The following is a 21,180-nucleotide window of genomic DNA, read 5'->3' on the forward strand; positions in this document are numbered from 1 at the left end:
ATAAATAAGGAGGTACATATGAAAAAATCAGTAGATTTAGTGTCAGGAAATATATTTAATGTACTACTAAAATTGTCTGTACCGATTTTAGGCACATCTTTCATACAAATGGCTTACAATATGATAGATATGATGTGGGTAGGCAGAATAGGTAGCGAGTCAGTAGCAGCAGTAGGAACAGCAGGTTTCTTCACTTGGTTTGGAAGCGCACTTGTATTTATATCCAAAATTGGAGCAGAAATAGGTGTTGCTCAAGCAATAGGAAAGAAAGATGTTAAGGAAAGAAATAAATTTATATATAATAGTTTATTTATTAATATAGTAATGGCAATATTATATACGATTATTTTAATAGTTTTTAAAAATCAACTAATAGGATTCTTTAATTTAGGAGATGAAAGCATAATAAAAATGTCTATAGACTACTTAATTGTAGTGTCATTTGGAATGATATTTAGCTTTTTAAATCCATTATTTACAGGTATCTTTAATGCTGCTGGTAGTAGCAAAATTCCTTTTTTGATAAATGCTATTGGACTAGCTTTTAATATAATATTTGACCCAATATTGATATTTGGACTTTGGGGATTCCCAAAGCTTGGAGTGATTGGAGCAGCCCTAGCAACTATTAGTGCACAAGCTATTGTTACTATTATATTTATAATATCATTTATAAAAAATGGATATAGCTTAAGTTTGAAAAATAAGAAGTATTTGGATAAAAGTTATATGTATAGAATATGTAAATTTGGGATTCCAACGGCACTTCAAAATTGCTTGTTTTCAGTTTTTGCTATGATAATTGGAAGAGTAATTGCATCATGGGGGCCAGTAGCAATTGCAGTTCAAAAGGTTGGATCACAAATAGAAGCAATATCATGGATGACAGCAGAAGGTTTTGCAGCAGCATTAACAGCCTTTGTAGGACAAAATTATGGAGCAAATAGATGGGACAGGATATTAAAGGGATATAAAGCAACAATGGTTATGGCAACTTTGGTAGGAATTTTTTCTACTATACTGTTAGTATTTGCAGGAGGAAGCGTTTTTTCAGTATTCATACCTGAAGCTGAAGCAATTTCACAAGGTGCTATATATCTTAAAATCTTAGGATATTCCCAATTATTTATGTGCATAGAAATTACAACAGCAGGAGCATTTTCAGGTCTTGGAAATACAGTTACGCCATCTTGGGTTAGTATATTGTTTACTGGTCTTAGAATACCTCTTGCAATATTATTAAGCAGTATACCTTCACTTGGAATAAACGGAGTTTGGTGGAGTATAAGTTGTACAAGTATAATCAAGGGATTATTATTATTGGGATTATTTATTTTTATGGTAATAGTTCCGAATAGAAAAAAATTCCTTGAAATTGTTGACAATTATGAATAGATAGCATAGTATATTATTAAATTAATAATTAACTAATCCTTTGATGAGGAAGAGTAGCTATTATGTAAGGTTTCAGAGAGCCGAAGATGGTGTGATTTCGGTACTATAACAAATAGTGAATGGGCCTCGGAGGAGTGATACGAAATTTTATTAAAGTAGTTGATCCGTAGGTCCCACGATATAGGGAATAGGGTATATTAGTACCTGATGAGAGAGGCTTTTAAAGCAATTTAGGTGGCAACGCGGATAATATCGTCCTATACATTTTTGTATAGGGCGTTTTTTATTTTAAATTAATAAAGTAATGATTAAAGGAGCTGGTAATTATGTTATGAAGTAGAGAGGACAAACTATTTTGATATAAATTTATTTTAAAAAGGAGATTTTGAATATGAATAGAAATATGAATGTAAAAAAAATGATACTAAATGCAATATTAATAGCTATTGGAGCTTTATTACATCAAATAACACCAGCTTTAGGGTTACCTATGCAACCAGATTTTGCGTTAGCAATGTTATTTATAATCATAATAATAAATAATGATTATAAGACTTCTTTAATATCAGGTATTATAATGGGAGTATTAACTGCTCTTACTACAAAATTCCCAGGTGGACAACTACCAAATATTATAGATAAAGTTGTGACAGCAAACGTAATGTATTTTATATTTAAATTAATAGGAAATAGACTAAGCAATAATATAAAAATGCTAATAGCTTTAAGTTTTGGGACTATAGTAAGTGGACTAGTATTTTTAGGATCTGCAAGTTTATTAGTAGGTTTACCAGGATCTTTTGTTAGTCTAATTAGTATTGTTGTTATACCTGCTGCAATAATGAATGTATTCTTAGGCATGATATTATATAAGGCTATTGGAATAGCATTAAAAGCCACAGGTGTACTAATAAGTAAATAAGTTAAATTGTTAATTTAAAACTTTTAATAGGAGCTGTGCTTAGACAGCTCCCAAAAATTATTTCTTTGTTACTTTGTATAACTCTGGAGTATTTTCATCGATAGCTTTAAAAGTATATCCATTATCTTTATAATATTTAATTATAGAAGGTAAAGCTTTAGCGGAATTTTTATTTATATATGTACAGTGCATTAAAATTACAACAGTATCCTTATCTTGACTTTTACATGCTTTCTTTATTATGCATTCAGGAGATGAGTTAGGATTTGCACCATCGCCGCTATCGGTATTCCAGTCATATATTTTAAAATTATTTTCATGTAGTGTATCTACTAATTTTTGTGTTAACTTGTAAGATTGATTATTACATCCAAATGGAAATCTTAAAATATTATATTTTTCTCCTGTAACCTCATATAATGTTTCTTGATCTTGTTTCATTTCTTTCAAAAAACCTTCATTTTCACAATATAATTTATTTCTATTGTGGGAAAAACTATGAAGTCCAATACTATGACCTTCATTTTTCATTCTTAAAATAGTATTTTCTTGTCCTTTAATTTGGCATCCTATAACAAAAAAAGTGGCTGGAACATTTTCTGCTTTTAATGTATCTAAAACTTGAAGTGTAATTTTCCCTCCAGGACCATCATCAAAAGTAAGATATACTACTTTTTCCTGCCTACTCTCGTTAGATGAATCTTCTGTGATTTCTATGGCATGAGTATTAGTTATAAATGAGAAAGATAATATAATAGCCATAGAAATTGTAGATAACTTCTTTCTAAAATTTTTAAATTTCATATTAATATCCTCCTAAAACTTATTATGCTAGTACTAGTATTCCTAAAAATTCAAAGAATACAATATTTATTATATGGAAATTAAAATTTATATTGAAATAATAGTAAGTAGATGATATAATTTTGAAAAAAGAAAATTCATTCTTTAAATTAGTCCAGAGAGGCTCAAAAGAAGTAAAATTATTGTAGGATTATTATAACTTCTCTGGATATTTATAGAGAAGTTTTTTTATTTAAAAATACCTTTTTAAATTAGTCCAGAGAGGCTAGAAAAGGAGAAATAGGAATTTCTCCTTATTAATAAAAATAGGGAGGTCATTAAATGGCACAATATGTAGAGACGAAAGAAACAAATAGTTTAAGTAATGTGAAGAGAGGCTTACTAAAAAGCGTTTTAGGCCTTCAACATTTAATAGCAATGTTTGGAGCAACGGTCTTAGTCCCTATAATAACAGGACTTGATCCATCAGTTGCTTTATTTTCAGCTGGAATAGGAACTATTATATTTCATTTATGTACTAAAGGTAAAGTTCCTGTGTTTTTAGGATCTTCATTTGCATTTATTCCGGTAATTGGTGCAGTTGCAACTCAATATGGTGATTTAAGATATGCTCAAGGTGGGATGTTTGTAGCAGGATTAATTTATGCTTTAGTCTCATTTATAGTAAAAAAAATAGGAGTATCTAAGATAAGAAGTATTTTGCCAGCACAAGTTGTTGGCCCGATGATAGTAGTTATAGGTGTAAATCTTATACCAACAGCTTTAGATATGGCAGGAGTAAATTCATTTATAGCTGGAAAAGCAGGTTCAGGAAAAGAATTAATAATAGCAATAATAACATTAGGACTAGCTTTATGCATAAAAAGATTTACTAAAGGGTTTATATCACAGTTATCTATAATAATTGCTGTAATAGTCGGCTATACATTAAGTTTAGTATTAGGACAAGTTGACATAACTGCAATTCAAAATGCAAGTTTTATAGCAGTACCAAAATTTACTTTGCCAAAGTTTGATTCAGGTGCGATAATGATAGTAGTTCCAGTTATACTTGCTGTTTTTATGGAGCATATAGGAGATATAACAACTAATGGTACTATAGTAGGAAAGAATTTTATTGAAGACCCAGGTCTAAATAGAACTTTATTAGGAGATGGTCTTGCCACTATGACAGCATCGCTTATAGGTGGACCTGCTAATACTACATACGGAGAAAACACAGGTGTATTAGCAATAACTAAAAACTATGATCCATCTATATTGAGATTAACAGCAGTTTTTGCAATAATATTAAGTTTTATAGATAAGTTTGGAGCGGTAATTAGAACTATACCTTCATCAGTCATGGGCGGAATAAGTATAATGTTATTTTCAATGATAGCATTAGTTGGAGTAAATACAGTTAGGAATGAAGGTGTAAAATTTAATATAAAGAATATAATAGTTATAATAACAATTATATTTATTGGATTATCAGGATTATTTATGCCAAAGGCTATAGGGATAAATATAACAGATACAGTAAGTATATCAGGTTTAAGTTTGTCAGCACTTGTAGGTGTTACATTAAACATAATATTAACGAAGATATTTAAATAAATAATAAAAGAGTAAAATAGACGAATGTGACATATTTACATACGTCTATTTTTTTTAATTTTATCAAGTTAAAATTATGTTAATATGTGGAAGAATATGATAAAATATATAATTATTAGAATATAATTTTAAAGGAAGGGCACTGGTGATAATCTTGAAAAAAAGAAAAAAGAATAGTATTTTCATATTTACTACTCTGTGTTTAATTATATTAATAGTTAAAAGTAATTTTGATAATTTGACTTCATTATTATTTATCATGTTCTTTATTATTTTATTGTTAATGATTAGATTGATTTATACAAATAGGAAATATAAAAAGCTATATAAATTAGCAGAATCAAATAAGAGAAGATATAGAATGGCTATAGATGCATTGGAAGGTGCAATTTGGGAATGGAATAGTGAAAATAATAAATTATATATGTCTAAAAAGATGAAAGAGATTTTAAAAACTAATAATGACATAGAGAGCTTTGAAGAATGGTTTTCATTTATTGTTGAAGATGAAAGAGAAGATATAAAAATTTTCATTGAAAACATTATACATAATAGGATATTAGATAACTTTTTTTTAGAATCATCTATAATAGATTTTTCGGGAGAAAAGCTATTACTTAAAGTACAAGGAAAGGGAAAGATAAGAAATAATATTTTTTATTTGTCTGGATTTATTACAGATATAACTGAAAGAAAAAGAGTAGAAAATATGAATAAGGTTATAGAAAATAAGAATAGATTAGCTGTAGAGGGCTCTAAAGACATTGCATTTTGGTGGAATGTTAATCAAAACATTATATCAATTGATTATAGTATTAGAGAGTATTTAGAAATTAGAGGGGAAGGCGACGTACTAATTTCAGATAAAAGTTGGCAGAAGTTTATACTAGAAGATGATATTGATATATATAATAAGAAAATAGATAAGGTTCTAAATTCAAAAAAAGAAGAATTTTATTCTATAGAGTATAGAATATTAAGTAAGGATAATAGAGTTGTATGGCTTCAAAGTAAAGGAAAAAAGACATTAGAAAAGAATGGGGATTTATTTATTCATGGAGCTCTTTCCGATATAACGGATAGGAAGGAAAAGGAACTTGAAATTAATTATTTAAGTTTCAATGATGAAGTTACTGGGATTCCTAATAGAAGGTTTTTTGTAAGAGAGGTTACAAATCATATAAAGAACTATCCTAATGAAAAAATCGCATTTATTTTTATAGATTTAGATAACTTTAAATATGTCAATGATACATATGGGCATGATGCTGGAGATTTACTTTTAATTGAGTTTGCAAAAATTATTAATAATATGGAGATAAAAGATTCTCTTTTTGCTAGATATGGCGGAGATGAATTTATATTAGTGCAATATAATATACAAGAAAAGAATAAAATTAAATACATTTTAGATAATATAATAAAAAAGTTAAGTAATCCAATAATAATAAATGAAAAAGAAATTTTTTGTACATTAAGCATAGGGGTTAGCGTATATCCCATAGATGGGGGTGATATGCCTATTTTATTAAAAAGAGCAGACATGGCTATGTATCTTGCAAAAGTTAATGGAAAAAATAGATATGAGTTTTTTGACATAAAAATATTAGAAATTCTAAATAGAGAATTTGATATAGAAAAGGGATTAAGAGTTGCTGTAGATAATAACGAAATAAAAATGCTATATCAACCTAAGATTAAAGTAGATACGGAAGAGGTTATAGGGTTTGAATCGCTTGTAAGATGGAATAGTAAGTCCTTAGGACCAGTATCACCAAGTGAATTTATACCAATAGCAGAAAGTTCAGGGCTTATAATACCTATAGGAAAATACATAATAAATGAGAGTTTTAAAAAGTGCAAAGAATTAACATTAATAACTACTAAAAAGTTTAAAATGGCTATAAATTTATCAGAGGTGCAAATTAGAGATGAAGATATAGTTTCGTTTATATCTGAATCATTAAAATTCTATGATTTGAATTCTGAATATATAGAATTTGAAATTACAGAAAGTATAATAATGAAATCAGCAGAAAAAAATATAAACACATTAGAAAAATTAAAACATATAGGAGTTTCGTTGGCGTTAGATGATTTTGGAACAGGATATTCATCATTAAGTTATTTAAGAACTTTGCCTATAGATGTATTAAAGATAGATAAAAGTTTTATAGATGGAATAGTTGTTGAAGAAAAAAGTGAGTATATAATAAATAGTATTATTGAACTTTCACACTACTTAAGCCTCTTAGTAGTTGCAGAGGGGGTTGAAACTAAAGAACAGCTAGATTTTTTAAAGAAAATTAGTTGTGATGTTATTCAAGGGTATTATTTTAGCAAACCTATTGAATTTGATGAAGCTGTAAAAATGATTTCTTCTTAAATAAAAAGTGTCTTTTGACACTTTTTTTTATTATTTTATCACCAAAATTATAGGTGAAGCATATTATGTAACTATATTATGCTTTGGAGGTATATATGAAAATAGTTATCGACGATCAATATCATAGTGATGAAAATAATAATAATAATGAAGATCAATATACTGTAGATGAAAATGGAAATTTAAATTTATTTATTCAAGTTGATGGGGAAGTTAGAGAGGATAACTCTACAGGAACTATTAATAGAGACAACATATGCAATAATCAAGAAGAAGAAATAATAGAAAGTGATTTTAGTGATCAAGTTTGTAGTGAGGGACAATATGAAAATCCTTATGACAGACTATATTCAAATATAGAAGATAAATTACAAGGTATCTCACAAGATAGCTCTCAATATAATCTACAAAATAATTATAATAATTATAATGAAGTGGAGGAAAAGGGTAGAATTGAAGTCATATCAAGGCTTGCAAGTAGAGAGGGTGTAGAGCTTAAGGGAGCAAGGATAAATTTATATTTATTAAATGGGATATCTCCTAAATTGTATAATTCAAAATTTACTGATGCAAATGGAAAAGTAGTATTCGATAATTTAGAAAATGGATGTTATAGGGTTATAGCAATAGTAGATAGAAGATTTTTTGAAAAGCCTTCATACTATACATGGAATGAAGTTACTATAGATAAAGATAATAAATCTGCAAATATATGTGTAGTAAATAAAATAAAATCTACTTATTACAGAAGATAGGATGGAGGAAAAATATTTATACACTTATAAAAAGAGATAAATTTAAGATTTAATTTATCTCTTTTTAATTTACCTAGAATAAGTATGGACATAAATAAGATTTACTTGTTACAATAGAATTAATATTTTGTTGGAGGAATACAAATGAATAAGTTAAAATTAAAAGTTCAAAAAATACATAATGAAGCTATAATTCCTAATTATGCACATAAAGGTGATGCTGGGTTAGATTTATACTCAGTAGAAGAGGTTTTAATTAATCCATCAGAAACAGCATTAATTAAAACTGGAATAAAGATAGAGTTACCACCTCAAACTGAAGCACAGGTTAGACCTAGAAGTGGATTAGCATTAAAACATGGAATTACTGTTTTAAATACACCAGGAACTATAGATGAAGGGTATAGAGGCGAAGTAGGTGTAGTATTAATAAACCATGGGAAGGAAGCCTTTATAGTTGAGAAAGGTATGAAAATTGCACAAATGGTAGTAAAACCAGTATGGTATGTTGAAGTGGATGAAGTAGAAGAGCTAAGTGAAACTGAAAGAGCGGAAGGTGGCTTTGGATCAACAGGAAAAAGATAAGTAACTTACAAGATATTACTAAAAATAGGAGCTGTCATAAGACAGCTCCTATTAAAATTAATAATTATGCAAAAGTGCTTTAATTAGATAACTTTTCCCATTCTTCATATAGGTTAGAGATTTTTTCCTCTAAGTCTCTTATTTCTTTATTAACTCTTCCGCTTTCAGAAGGATTAGAATAAATTTCTTCAAGGCAAAGTTCTTCTTGGAGAGACAACAATTTTTCTTCTCCTGTTGATATATCATCCTCTATTTTCTTTATTTTCAATTTTAAAGCTTTTTCTTCTTTTTCAATTTCTCTTTTTTTCTTCTTTTCATCTTTCAATTGAGTTTTAGTTTTTCCATTTGATAACTCTTCTAAAACTTCAAATCTATTAGGATTAATTTTCTTTTCTTGATAGTAACTATAATTTCCTAAAAATTCTTTAATGCCATCTTCGTTAAGCTCTAGGATTCTATTAATTACTTTATTTAGAAAGTATCTATCGTGGGATATAACCATTAATGTACCATCATAACTTAATAGAGCGTCTTCAAGAGCTTCTCTAGACATTATATCAAGATGGTTTGTTGGCTCGTCTAATAATAATAAATTAGACCTTGATAACATAAGCTTTAATAAATTAATCCTACATTTTTCTCCACCACTAAGAGTGTTAATTATTTTAAATACATCATCTCCAGTAAATAAGAATGATGCTAATGCACCTCTTAATTTAGATGTGGTTAAATTAGGGAATTCATCCCATACTTCATCTAAAATAGTCTTATCTAGGTTTAAATTAGATTGTTCTTGATCGTAATATCCAACATTTACATTTGTTCCAAGTATAACTTTACCACTATCAGGATTTAAGTTATCTAAAATAATTTTAAAGAGAGTTGTTTTACCACGACCATTTTCTCCAATTAATGCTACTTTTTCGCCTCTTTTAAGATCTAAATTAAGATTTGAAAAGAGCTTATTATCTCCATAGCTTTTAGCTAGATTTTCAATATGAAGAACATCATGCCCACTTTTGACAGAAGTTTCGAATTGAATTTTAGACGCTTCTTTTTCCTTATCAGGAGCATCTATTCTATCCATCTTTTCTAAGGCTTTTTCTCTACTTTCAGCAGCTCTTATACTTTTTTCTCTGTTAAAGCTTCTAAACTTTTCTATTATTGCTTCTTGTCTTTTAATCTCAGCTTGCTGAAGATTATAAGCTTTAAGTTGAGCTTCATAATTTTTCTTTCTTTGATCAATAAATTTAGTATAAGGAACATTATAACAATTAACATGACCGTTAATAACTTCAAAGGTATTGTTTGTAACAGCATCTAAGAAAAATCTATCATGTGATATTACTAAAACAGTTCCTTTATAATTTTTTAGATATTCTTCTAGCCATTCAATAGCTTCTAGATCAAGATGGTTAGTTGGCTCATCAAGCAAAATTATGTCTGGATTTTTTAATAGTAGTTTACAAAGTGAAACTCTGGTTTTTTGTCCACCACTAAGAGTGTTTATAATTTTATCAAAGTCTTCTTCTAGAAAACCAAGACCTTTCAATACTCTAGATATTTCACCCTTATATGTGTACCCACCTTTATGAGAATATAAATCTTGAAGAGTAGTGTAATCTTTTATAATTTTTTCATGATAAGCTGCATTATCCTCGTTATAAGGTTCAGCCATTTTTATTTCTAATGAATGTAATCTCTCTTCAATATTAAGAAGCTCTTTAAATACTAAATTCATTTCATCATATATAGTATTATTCAAATCTAAATCAACGTGTTGAGTTAAATATCCTATAGTTCTATTTTTATCTATAAATATTTCACCAGAATCCTGTGATAATTCTTTAGATATTATTTTAAACAAGGTTGATTTTCCTTCTCCATTTCCGCCAATGATTCCAACCTTATCACCTTCATTGATTGAAAAAGTAATATCTTTTAGTACATCTCTTATTCCGTAACTTTTCGATATATCTTTACAGCTTAAAACTATCATTTCATCCTCCTATGATTATCTTATATATCAAATACATTTAAACTTATAAATTTCAATAATTCCAATTTTATTATACTCTAAGGTGTTAAGGTAAGCAAATACACAAACTTTTATGTTTAGTTTTTAATAAAATAAAAATAATATTATATGTATATAAGTAAAAGGTGCAGTCTCAGAAATTTATTTAATATAAAATTTATTCAATTTCAAGTAAACTTTATTTCCTTAAAAAGTTAATTTATTATTTTTATAAAGGGGCTAACGAAACGTGAGCCCCTTTTAAACCACTGATTCTACTTGCTTAAAGATGTATTTAAACTTAAATAGAAATTTTGATCTATTATTTATATATGCGCAAAAAAAAAGGAAGTTCGAATTAGAACTTCCATCTTTATAGGCCAATATCAAAATTTATTTTGATATTGCCATTTTTATTATTTTGATATTGTTTTAAATTTTGGTAAATGATTATCTATAACTAATGATGGAATTCCAGCAATAAGAGGTAAGAAGTAATCCAATGCTTCTTCTTTTATATGATTTCCTTCATCATTAATTAAATTCTTAGGAAAGTATTTAACATTATTAGCTATCTTATCTGCTTCTACAAGGAAGTGAGAAGTAGAATAAGGTGCGTTTGACTCTCTTTTTATAGCAACCATATATCCACTATTGCCTTCAAGTGCAAACTTTAATGCAGAGTATCCAGCTTCAAAAGCTTCATTTAAATCAATATCTGAAGAACAATGGATTGCACATCTTTGTAATACTCCTAATTCTAGAGATTTAACTCTAGATGTTATACCAGAATGTATTATTAAGTTTTTTAGGTATGAACCGACACCACCTAATTGTGCATGACCAAATTTATCATGAGCTTGCTTTTCAACTTCAGTTATAAACTTTCCTTCAGCATTTCTTATACCTTCTGAAACAACTATGAAAACTTTATTTTTTTCTTCAAATCTTTTTCTAACATCTAAAAGAAATTTTTCTATATCAAAAGCAACTTCAGGTAAATATATAAAATCTGCAACAGGCTCACCATTTATTCTAGCTGCGCAAGAAGAAGCTGCTAGCCAACCTGTATCTCTACCCATTGTTTCTAAAATAAATATTCCGTTATTTATGTAAACTGATGAATCTAAATATGTTTCTAGGGCTGTAGTTGCAATAAATTTTGCGGCACTTCCAAAACCAGGAGTATGATCAGTATACATTAAATCATTATCTATTGTTTTGGGAATACCAATAAACTTTATATCTATTCCAGTTTTTCTTGCATATTTGCCTAGTTTAGCAATGGTATCCATAGAATCATTACCACCTACATAAAAGAAGGCTTTTATGTCATTAACTTTCAATATATCTAAAAGCTTGTCATATTCTTCGCTTGATTCTTCTAAACTCTTCATTTTATATCTACAAGAACCTAAGCCAGAAGATGGTGTATACCTAAATGTATTTATTTCATCATCAGTAAAAGAAGATAATTCTATTATATTTCCTTTTAATATACCTTCTATTCCATTTAGACCGGCATATACTTTATCAAATGAACCTAAATCTTTATTTGCCTGCAATAAACCTACTACACTTGAATTAATAACAGATGTTGGACCTCCAGATTGAGCAATTATACAATTCGCCATTAAGTTACTCTCCTTTATATAAAACTACAAAATATGATATACTTTTTCAAATATTATATACTCTATTTAATAATATACAATAAAATTTGTCTTATTAAAAGTACTTATTTAAAAAAAATAATACATAAATACTATACTTTATAATTATATATAGAATAGAATTATATAATTTGGAGGAGTTTCTAGAAGATGGGATTAAAAGAAGTAATTTTAATAGGTGTGGCTATGGCTATGGATGCACTTGGACTTAGTATAAGTTTAGGGATAAATCCTATATTAAAAAGAAGAAATAAAATAGGGTTTATAGTATCATTTGCTTTCTTTCAGTTTTTATTTATATTTTTAGGCGGAATAGGGGGAAAGTTTTTTGATACATATATAGTTGCTATACCTAACGTAATAGGTGGAGTTATAATAGCCTTAATAGGATTTATAATGATACTAGAAGCGTTTAAAAAGAATGATAATGATGAGTCGGTTTTAATAAGAAAATCAATGTATATGATTTTAGGTATGTCAGTAAGTATTGATGCTTTAGTAGTTGGATTTACGGCATTTCATGAAGTAAATGAAATATTATTATTTGTTGATGCTATTTTGGTAGGATTAATAACATTACTTATATGTACAATTGGTTTTTTTATGTGCAGATATGCTAGGCGAGTTGATTTTATATGTAAGTATGCTGATTTATTAGGTGGAGTAATATTATTAATACTGGGAATTAAAATGATATTTTTTTAATATTTAATATGTGGAATATTAGTGTTATAATTATATAAAGATTAGAACGTTAGGAGAATAAAATGAGCTGGGAAAATTATTTAAAAGAAAATGGAATGAGAGTAACAGCAGGAAGAATTTCAATTTTAAATATAATAGAGTCTTCAGATAAAGGGCTATCAGCAGAAAATATATATTGTGAATGTAAAAAGCAAAATGAAAACTTAAATCTTAGCACTATATATAGAACACTAGAGTTACTTGAAGAAAAAGATATAATTAAGAAAATAAATATAGATGGACCTGCAATATATATACTAAAAAAAGAAAGTCATAAGCATACTTTAAAGTGTGATGTTTGCCATAAGTGTGTTGAAATACCTTGTCCGATGGAAGAAATAGAAGAAGCCATAAAGGCTAAAGTTGGATTTAGCTTAACTGAACATAAGTTGGAGCTTAATGGTATTTGTGATCAATGCAAAAATAACAAGTAAGATTTGTAATATAATAAATATAAAAGGATGTCGCACTCTTCTAAATTATAAATGGGATATTTTCATAAGAAAATATCCCATTTATAATTTTTAATATTATTTAAAATTTAAAAATTTATCTAGTATTATTACTATAATTAAAGTAAATACTGAAGTAAGTGCAATAGTACCTCCAGGAGCACTATTTACATAGTATGATAAGAATAGTCCTACCATAATATCAAACATTCCAAAGAATATTGAATATAATAAAGTTGTCTTAAAGCCTTTTTTTAATTGCATTGCAGTTGCAACAGGAACAACCATTATAGATGAAATCACAAGTATTCCCATTATTCTTATAGACATAGAAATAGTTGCACCAACTAATATAGTGAAAATATAGTTAATTAATTTTACTTTTATTCCCGCTGTTTTGGCACCTTCTTCATCAAAGGTAATATAAATAAGTTTATTATATAAAAATATAAGTGCTATCAAGCAAACTATTCCTACAATTAATATCATAAATATATCTTGCGTAGAAACAGTAAGAATACTACCAAATAAAAAAGAATTAACTTTAGCTGAAGCTTTTCCACTACTTATAAGTATTATTGCTATACCTAAGCTAAAGGTTAAAACTAGTGACATAACAAGTTCAGCATATTTTTTATAATATTCTCTTAATAATTCAATAATTATTGCGCAAAGAGTTGTAAATAAAAATGCTGTTATAAGTGGATTAACCCCTATAACTAATCCTATAGCAACTCCAGCAAAAGAGGAATGTGATAATGTATCACCAATCATGGAGTAGCGTCTAAGCACTAAAAAAAGTCCTATGAAAGGACATAGTATTGATATTATAAAGCCAGCCATAAAGGCGTTTTGCATAAAATCTAATTGAAGCATATAATCTACCTTTCTTAATCATAAACTTAAATAGCATCATTTAACTTAAAATTATTATTTCTAAAATTCTTATATTCATCAACTGTAAATAATGTAATATTTCCATTATCTACTTTAAGTATATGAGTTGAATTATTTAAAGCAATATCTATATTATGTTCGATTGATATAATAGTCTTTTTATCTACTTGATTTAGTTTCTTTAAAATACTGTATATTTCAATTTGATTTGATTCATCAACGCCAGTAGAAGGTTCATCGAGAATAATTATATCTGGATTTCCCATTAAGGCTCTAGCAATAAGAACCCTTTGCTGTTGTCCACCTGATAGCATTCCCAAAAGTCTAGTTTTGTAATCTTTCATATTAACAGTTTCAAGAATAGAAGAAATATTTATATTATTATTTTTTAAACTTTTTTTATGACAAGATAAAACTTCTTTCACTGTAATAGGAAATTGAGAATTAAAAGAATCTAATCTTTGAGGAACATATCCAATAGAATTAGATTGAACTTCAATTGTACCAGAGGTTGGTTTTAATAAACCTAAAATTAGTTTTATTAGTGTTGTTTTACAACTTCCATTTTCGCCAACTATAGATAAATATATACCTTCAGGTATATTTAAATTTATATCTTTAAGTAAATATGGTGGTTTATTGGAATATGAAAAACATAAATCTTTTATATTAATCATTAAAAAAATCATCTCCTAAATAGTCTAGACTTATTATATATGAAAATGCAAATAGTTTGCAACAATTACTTTAGAGATATTAATATATTTGTTTGATTATTTATATTATAGACACATTAACTCTTTAACTATTCATTCTTAACAATTAACTCTTAACTATTTAATTCTGTTGATTTATATTATAAATAAAACATATAATATAGGTAAGTTATTAAAACTAAAGTAAAGATGTTGGAGGAATATACATGGATTTTTCAAGTTTAGTATTAATGGAAAAGGATAAGGATACGGGATTTATAACTAAGGAGCTTGGAAGTTTTCAAGTTTCAGAGGGAGCTTTATATGTGAAGAAACTTTTTGTTGTTAATGATGTTGTAAATTTATATTTTGATACAAATAAAGATGTTGAAGAATGGGAATACTCAGCAATATACGATGTTTTTAATTATGATGCCTTTATAAAAGAAGAGTTTGAAATTGAGGATATGTTAGATGAATATAATCCTACATTTTTAATAAAATTTAAATATGTAGATGATTATGAGGTTATGAAGGAAAGAATAACAAGATGTGTAGAATTAATTGAAGACTCTATGGAAAATGCTTTTAAGGATATTGTAGGAAAAGAAGAAGAATATAATTAGAAGGGAGGGCCTAAAAATTTAGGCAAAAATTATGAGTGAATCAAAGGTATTGAAAAAAAGAGAAGAAATTGAAGATAAATATAAGTGGAAGGTAAATAAAATATTTTCAACTGATGAAGAGTGGGAAAAAACTTTTGAAGATTTAAAAAAAGAGGCACCATCACTTAAGGATTTTGAAGGAAAATTAAATAATGAAGAAAACATTCTAGCTTACTTAAACAAATATGTAGATTTAGGCATAAAGGCTGAAATCGTATATGTATATGCTCATTTAAAATGTGATGAAGATACATCTAACCCTAAATATCAAGCTATGATGAATAAAGTAGATTCTTATATGGCAGAATTTGCATCATATACAGCTTATTTTGTACCAGAAATATTGTCCTTAGAAGATAATTTTATAAGAAATATTATAAATAGCAATGAAAAGCTAAAGATGTATTCATTTATGTTTGAAGATATATTAAAAGAAAAACCTCATATATTAAATAAAGAGCAGGAAGAATTATTAGCACAAGTTTCAGATTGTTTAGATGCTCCAGATTCAATTCACAATATGCTTACAAATGCAGATATGAAATTTGGAAAAATAGTTGATGAAGATGGTGAAAAAGTAGAATTAACTGAAGGAAATTATTCAGGGTTTATAAAAAGTAAGGATAGAAAAGTAAGAGAAGAAGCATTTAAAACTTTATTTAAGTCATATAAAGATTTAGAAAACACTTTTGCAACTACATTAACAAGTTCAATAAAGAACTTTAACTTTAGTGCAAAAGTTAGAAAATATAACTCTGCACTAGAAGCTTCATTAAAGCCAAATGATATACCGCTAGAAGTCTATAAGAATTCTTTGAAAACTATAGACGAAAATTTAAAATCTCTTCATAGATATGTAGCATTAAAGAAACAACTACTAGGATTGAATGAAATGCATATGTATGATTTATATGTTCCAGTTATTGAAATACCAAAAGAGCATATAGAATTTAACAATGCTGTAGATATGGTTTTAGAAGGATTAAAACCACTAGGAGATGAATATTTAAATATCTTTAAAGGCGGAGTTGAAGAAGGCTGGATAGATATATATCAAAACAAAGGTAAAAGAGGAGGAGCTTATTCTTGGGGTGGATATAAAACAATGCCATATGTTTTATTAAACTATAATTATGAGTTACATGATGTATCTACTTTAGCTCATGAAATGGGGCATTCTATTCACTCTTATTATTCAAGAAAAGAGCAACCATATATTTACGCAGGATATACGCTATTTTGTGCAGAAGTAGCATCAACTACTAATGAAGCACTTCTAATACATCATTTAATAAATAAAGAAACTGATAAGAAGAAAAAGTTATATTTAATAAATCAAGAATTAGAGCAAATAAGAACAACAGTGTTTAGACAGCTTATGTTTGCAGAGTTTGAATTATATACTCATGAAAGCTTAGAAAAAGGAATACCTTTAACAGCTGAAGATTATAATAAAGCATGGCATGAGTTAAATGTTAAATATTTTGGACCAGATATGATAGTTGATGAAGAAATTAATATTGAGTGGGCAAGAATACCACATTTTTATTCTGATTTCTATGTTTATCAATATGCAACTGGATATGCTGCTGCATCAGCTTTTGCAAAATCAATATTGGAAGGAAAAGAAGATGCAGTTCCTAAATATATTGAATTTTTAAAGAGTGGTGGTAGTAACTATCCAATAGAAATTTTAAAGAAAGCTGGAGTCGATATGACTACATCTAAACCTTTAGAAGCAACTATTGAAAGATTTAACGAACTTTTAGATATGCTAGAAAAAGAAATTAATTAAATTAATAATATTTAATAAGCAATTAGTAAATAGTTTACTAATTGCTTATTATTATTTAAATGATAGGGGGATATAGTTGGATAAGTTTGAAAAAGTATTTTTTAATTCAATAACAAAGGAATTAAAATTCTTTATGAGAGATTATTATAGTAATTTTCATGAAAAAAATAAATGGATAGGCTTATTAGATTTAGATGAAGTAATAGTTGGCGTTATAGTAGTAAAGGATTCAGATGAAGAAGTTGATTTTAATGAAGCAAGAGAATATTTAGCAAAATCCTTAAATAAGCCATTTATATTGAACCTAATAATTCTAACTTCTGGAGAATATATAAATTATGGAGAAAGTAATTATAATAAATTAATATTTTCTTTAAAAGAAAGAAAAATAATATATTGTAGTAATGGTTCTAAAGCATTTATTCCTATTATAGATTATATGGTGAATATAGATAGTAAAAGAAAGATAAGCTTTAAAGAATACAAAGTTACATATACAATTATTATTTTAAATATTTTAGTATATTTAATTGAAGTAATTAAATCAGGAAATTTAATTGATATAGATATCTATACCTTAATTCAAATGGGTGCCAAAGTTAATGTTTTAATCAATAGCGGAGAAATATATAGATTATTAACATCTGCTTTTTTACATGGTGGAATAATTCATATTTTCTTTAATATGAGTGCACTTAATATCATAGGAAGAGAAGTTGAAGCGGTATATGGAAGTAAGAGATACATAGTAATTTACATTATATCAGCTTTAGGTGGATCAATATTTAGTTATTTATTTAAACCTAATAGCATATCTGTAGGTGCGTCAGGAGCAATATTTGGACTTTTAGGGGCAATGTTAATATTTGGATTAAAAGAAAAAGATAAAATTGGAAAGCAATATATGAAAAACATATTAGAAACTATAGTGTTGAATGTTATTATAGGTATAACTATTCCGAATATAGATAATTTTGCACATTTAGGTGGATTAATTATTGGAGCACTAATTTCGCTTATATTATTTAGAAAGAAAAATCTTAAGATTAATTAGTTAATATTTAGTGAACAATATTTATAAAGTAAAAATAAATTTGAAAATTTGTTATATAATTATTGGTATTAAATTCTAGGAGTGATGCAATTGAAAAATAAAAAATATAATAATGAATTTATACTAGCAGTTATTTTTACTTTATTATTAATAATGACTGCTATATATGATTTTGTGGTAAGAGATGGAGAAAAACTTTTTAGAATAGGACTTACATTTATAACTATAGTAGGAGCATATTTGTTATATATAAAGAGCTTTCTTAAGGGATCTAGAATTATATATTATATAAATATAAGTTTTATATTCTTGTCAATGTATTTAGCAAGTGTTTGGGATTTTTATTCAATAACTAATTATGATAAATTCTTACATTTATTATCTGGTGCTATAATTGCTATAATTGGATATGTTTTATTTTTATATTTAACTAATGAGAAAGCAAGGAAAGAAATAAATCCTCTGACTTCAGCTATATTCGTTATATTATTTGCTACAGCTGCAGCAGGAGCATGGGAAATATGGGAGTTTACAACAGACTCGTTATTTGGACTTCATGCACAAAATGGTAGTCTATATGATACTATGTGGGATATAATCTGTGGAACTGTTGTTGGAATAATAACATCTATTCCTATATATATGTATAGTAAGGGTAAAGATATAAAAGTAATAAAATATATAATAGCTGATGTGGAAAAGATTAGAAAATAAATTTAAAAAATAAATTATTATAATTTTAAATATAGGTTATAATAATTTATTTTTTTATTATCCTTATAAATTACTTTTTATTTATAATATAATAAAATTTATATAATGATTTTTAAATGTTTTCAATTTTCTGAAATTATATAAATATATATATAAAATTATTAAATTAGTAATTTTATAGAATATTAAAGAAAGATATGGTAAAAAATATTCTGATAAGGTATTATATATATTATTGGAATTTAAAGGAGTTGGGGCCAATGTTAGGAAGAGACTATGTAAATAAAGTTATTACTGAGGTAGAAAAAAGAAATAATGGTGAAAAAGAATTTTTAGATGCAATAAAAGAAGTACTTAATTCTTTAGTACCAGTATTTGATAAGCATCCTGAATACATAGAAGAAGGGATATTAGAAAGAATTGTAGAACCTGAAAGGCAAATTTTCTTTAGAGTGCCATGGATAGATGATGAAGGAAAGGTTCAAATTAATAGAGGATTTAGAGTACAATTTAATAGTGCAATTGGACCTTATAAAGGTGGATTAAGATTCCATCCATCTGTAAATCATAGTATAATAAAGTTTTTAGGATTTGAACAAATATTTAAAAATTCTTTAACAGGCTTGCCTATAGGTGGAGGTAAAGGTGGATCAGATTTTGATCCTAAAGGAAAATCAGATAGGGAAGTAATGAGATTCTGTCAAAGCTTTATGGCGGAATTATGTAAGCATATAGGACTTGATACAGATGTTCCAGCTGGAGATATTGGAGTTGGAGCTAGAGAAATAGGATATATGTATGGCTATTATAAGAAAATTAGAAATGCAAATGATCAAGGTGTTTTAACTGGAAAAGGATTAACTTATGGTGGAAGTTTAGCTAGAAAAGAAGCTACAGGTTATGGATTAGTGTATTTCACAGAAGAAATGCTAAATGATAATAATTTAAGTTTTAAAGACAAGACTGTAGTCATATCAGGGTCAGGAAACGTTGCTATATATGCCTGTGAAAAAGCAACAGAATTAGGTGCTAAGGTTGTAGCCTTAAGTGATTCAAATGGTTACATTTATGATGAAAATGGAATAAATTTAGATGTAGTAAAAGAAATCAAAGAAGTAAAAAGAGGTAGAATCAAGGAGTATTTAGATTCTGTACCAACTGCTAAGTATGTAGAAGGATTTAGAGAAATATGGAAGATTAATTGCGATATAGCACTTCCTTGTGCAACGCAAGGAGAATTAGATAAAGAATCAGCAAAAGTTTTAATTTCAAATGGAGTAAAGGTTGTTTCAGAAGGTGCTAATATGCCAACTGATTTAGATGCAATTGAGTTGCTACAAAAAGCAGGCGTTATGTTTGGCCCAGCAAAAGCTGCTAATGCAGGTGGAGTTGCATGTTCTGCATTAGAAATGTCTCAAAATAGTATGAGGTTAGCTTGGAGTTTTGAAGAAGTTGATTTGAAACTTAAAGATATAATGAAAAACATATATAAGAACTCTAAAATTGCTGCAGAAAAGTATGGAGAACCTGGAAATATATTAATGGGAGCAAATATAGCTGGATTTGAGAAAGTTGCAGAGGCTATGTTAGCTCAAGGAATAGTTTAATCTCAAAAATAGCAACCCCTATTTTAAGATTATTAATAAGAAGTCACTTAGTTTTAAGTTAATACTTATATCTAAGTGGCTTTTATATTTTAGTAGTATAAATTTTTATAAGGAAAAGTATTAATAAAAGGGTAATCATAGCAATATATTTATTTAGGGTAAAAAATTAGGGAATTATTACATAAGTACATTAATTATATCTTTATTTATATAGGATAAAATAATATATAAATAAAGATTTGCTATTAATAAAACTATAGATAATTGAAATATAGGCAGAGTTATTATTTTAGTAAGTTATAAAAACAATTAAATATTATATTGTTTTAATTTCGTTAATATAGTAATGCGGTAGTTATTTACTGCATTACTAGTTTTGATTATTAACTGAAGTATATATAAGGCTAATATAATATTAATG

18 protein-coding genes and 1 other annotated feature are annotated in these 21,180 nt (G+C 27.2%); of the genes, 13 read left to right on the forward strand and 5 right to left on the reverse strand.

From position 1 onward, the window contains the following. The first annotated feature begins 18 nt into the window (after positions 1-18). Both I2E83_RS07295 and I2E83_RS07300 read left to right on the forward strand, forming a co-directional pair. On the forward strand, positions 19-1,395 hold the full coding sequence (locus tag I2E83_RS07295) for an MATE family efflux transporter (RefSeq protein ID WP_195429311.1): 1,377 nt from the start codon (positions 19-21) through the stop codon (positions 1,393-1,395). A 31-nt stretch (positions 1,396-1,426) separates the two neighbouring features. Next, positions 1,427-1,658, forward strand: a binding site (T-box leader). Positions 1,659-1,798: 140 nt separating this feature from the next. Beyond that, positions 1,799-2,317, forward strand: coding sequence for a tryptophan transporter (locus tag I2E83_RS07300; RefSeq protein ID WP_195264943.1), 519 nt, complete (start codon positions 1,799-1,801; stop codon positions 2,315-2,317). A gap of 57 nt (positions 2,318-2,374) precedes the next feature. On the opposite strand, the gene I2E83_RS07305 is transcribed toward I2E83_RS07300, so the two are convergent. Beyond that, positions 2,375-3,121 (reverse strand): polysaccharide deacetylase family protein, encoded by a 747-nt coding sequence (locus I2E83_RS07305; protein WP_195264901.1) that lies wholly within the window; start codon positions 3,119-3,121, stop codon positions 2,375-2,377. A gap of 321 nt (positions 3,122-3,442) precedes the next feature. On the opposite strand from I2E83_RS07305, the gene I2E83_RS07310 reads away from it, so the two are divergent. The 4 genes from I2E83_RS07310 (at position 3,443) to dut (ending at position 8,446) form a co-directional block, all read left to right on the forward strand. Then, positions 3,443-4,720 (forward strand): uracil-xanthine permease family protein, encoded by a 1,278-nt coding sequence (locus tag I2E83_RS07310; protein WP_195429312.1) that lies wholly within the window; start codon positions 3,443-3,445, stop codon positions 4,718-4,720. A 145-nt stretch (positions 4,721-4,865) separates the two neighbouring features. Then, positions 4,866-7,106: an EAL domain-containing protein gene (locus I2E83_RS07315; RefSeq protein WP_195429314.1), complete on the forward strand. Its 2,241-nt coding sequence runs from the start codon at positions 4,866-4,868 to the stop codon at positions 7,104-7,106. Between the two features lie 95 nt (positions 7,107-7,201). Continuing rightward, positions 7,202-7,861, forward strand: coding sequence for a prealbumin-like fold domain-containing protein (locus tag I2E83_RS07320; RefSeq protein ID WP_195264895.1), 660 nt, complete (start codon positions 7,202-7,204; stop codon positions 7,859-7,861). Positions 7,862-8,005: 144 nt separating this feature from the next. Continuing rightward, positions 8,006-8,446, forward strand: coding sequence for a dUTP diphosphatase (gene dut, locus I2E83_RS07325; RefSeq protein ID WP_195264893.1), 441 nt, complete (start codon positions 8,006-8,008; stop codon positions 8,444-8,446). A gap of 79 nt (positions 8,447-8,525) precedes the next feature. Here dut and I2E83_RS07330 read toward each other — a convergent pair whose 3' ends face one another. Continuing rightward, complete coding sequence (locus I2E83_RS07330; protein ID WP_195264891.1) at positions 8,526-10,445, reverse strand: ABC-F family ATP-binding cassette domain-containing protein; 1,920 nt, start codon at positions 10,443-10,445, stop codon at positions 8,526-8,528. 434 nt (positions 10,446-10,879) lie between these two features. Next, positions 10,880-12,097, reverse strand: a complete 1,218-nt coding sequence (locus I2E83_RS07335; protein ID WP_195429316.1) for a 6-phosphofructokinase — start codon at positions 12,095-12,097, stop codon at positions 10,880-10,882. A gap of 189 nt (positions 12,098-12,286) precedes the next feature. Here I2E83_RS07335 and I2E83_RS07340 point away from each other — a divergent pair, with 189 nt between their 5' ends. Next, positions 12,287-12,841 carry a manganese efflux pump gene (locus I2E83_RS07340; protein WP_195264887.1) on the forward strand — a complete coding sequence of 185 codons (555 nt, stop codon included), beginning with the start codon at positions 12,287-12,289 and terminating at the stop codon, positions 12,839-12,841. A 62-nt stretch (positions 12,842-12,903) separates the two neighbouring features. Next, complete coding sequence (locus I2E83_RS07345) at positions 12,904-13,314, forward strand: Fur family transcriptional regulator (RefSeq protein ID WP_195264885.1); 411 nt, start codon at positions 12,904-12,906, stop codon at positions 13,312-13,314. A 96-nt stretch (positions 13,315-13,410) separates the two neighbouring features. Here the strand turns inward: I2E83_RS07345 and I2E83_RS07350 are convergent, their stop codons facing one another. Together I2E83_RS07350 and I2E83_RS07355 are read right to left on the reverse strand one after the other, a co-directional pair. Next, positions 13,411-14,208 carry a metal ABC transporter permease gene (locus I2E83_RS07350; RefSeq protein WP_195429317.1) on the reverse strand — a complete coding sequence of 266 codons (798 nt, stop codon included), beginning with the start codon at positions 14,206-14,208 and terminating at the stop codon, positions 13,411-13,413. 26 nt (positions 14,209-14,234) lie between these two features. Then, on the reverse strand, positions 14,235-14,906 hold the full coding sequence (locus tag I2E83_RS07355) for a metal ABC transporter ATP-binding protein (RefSeq protein ID WP_195264881.1): 672 nt from the start codon (positions 14,904-14,906) through the stop codon (positions 14,235-14,237). Between the two features lie 245 nt (positions 14,907-15,151). Between I2E83_RS07355 and I2E83_RS07360 the strand changes: the two genes are divergently transcribed. The 5 genes from I2E83_RS07360 (at position 15,152) to gdhA (ending at position 20,759) form a co-directional block, all read left to right on the forward strand. Beyond that, on the forward strand, positions 15,152-15,550 hold the full coding sequence (locus I2E83_RS07360; RefSeq protein ID WP_195264878.1) for a DUF6762 family protein: 399 nt from the start codon (positions 15,152-15,154) through the stop codon (positions 15,548-15,550). A 31-nt stretch (positions 15,551-15,581) separates the two neighbouring features. Beyond that, on the forward strand, positions 15,582-17,384 hold the full coding sequence (gene pepF / locus I2E83_RS07365; protein ID WP_195429320.1) for an oligoendopeptidase F: 1,803 nt from the start codon (positions 15,582-15,584) through the stop codon (positions 17,382-17,384). A 76-nt stretch (positions 17,385-17,460) separates the two neighbouring features. Beyond that, positions 17,461-18,438, forward strand: a complete 978-nt coding sequence (locus I2E83_RS07370; protein ID WP_195429322.1) for a rhomboid family intramembrane serine protease — start codon at positions 17,461-17,463, stop codon at positions 18,436-18,438. Between the two features lie 84 nt (positions 18,439-18,522). Next, entirely contained in the window at positions 18,523-19,152 is a 630-nt protein-coding gene (locus tag I2E83_RS07375) for a hypothetical protein (protein WP_243249600.1), read from the forward strand. Between the two features lie 260 nt (positions 19,153-19,412). Further along, positions 19,413-20,759, forward strand: a complete 1,347-nt coding sequence (gene gdhA / locus I2E83_RS07380) for an NADP-specific glutamate dehydrogenase (RefSeq protein WP_195264870.1) — start codon at positions 19,413-19,415, stop codon at positions 20,757-20,759. Positions 20,760-21,180: the final 421 nt, after the last annotated feature.

Source organism: Clostridium sp. D46t1_190503_E9, from assembly GCF_015555225.1.
Taxonomy (GTDB): Bacteria; Bacillota; Clostridia; order Clostridiales; family Clostridiaceae; genus Clostridium.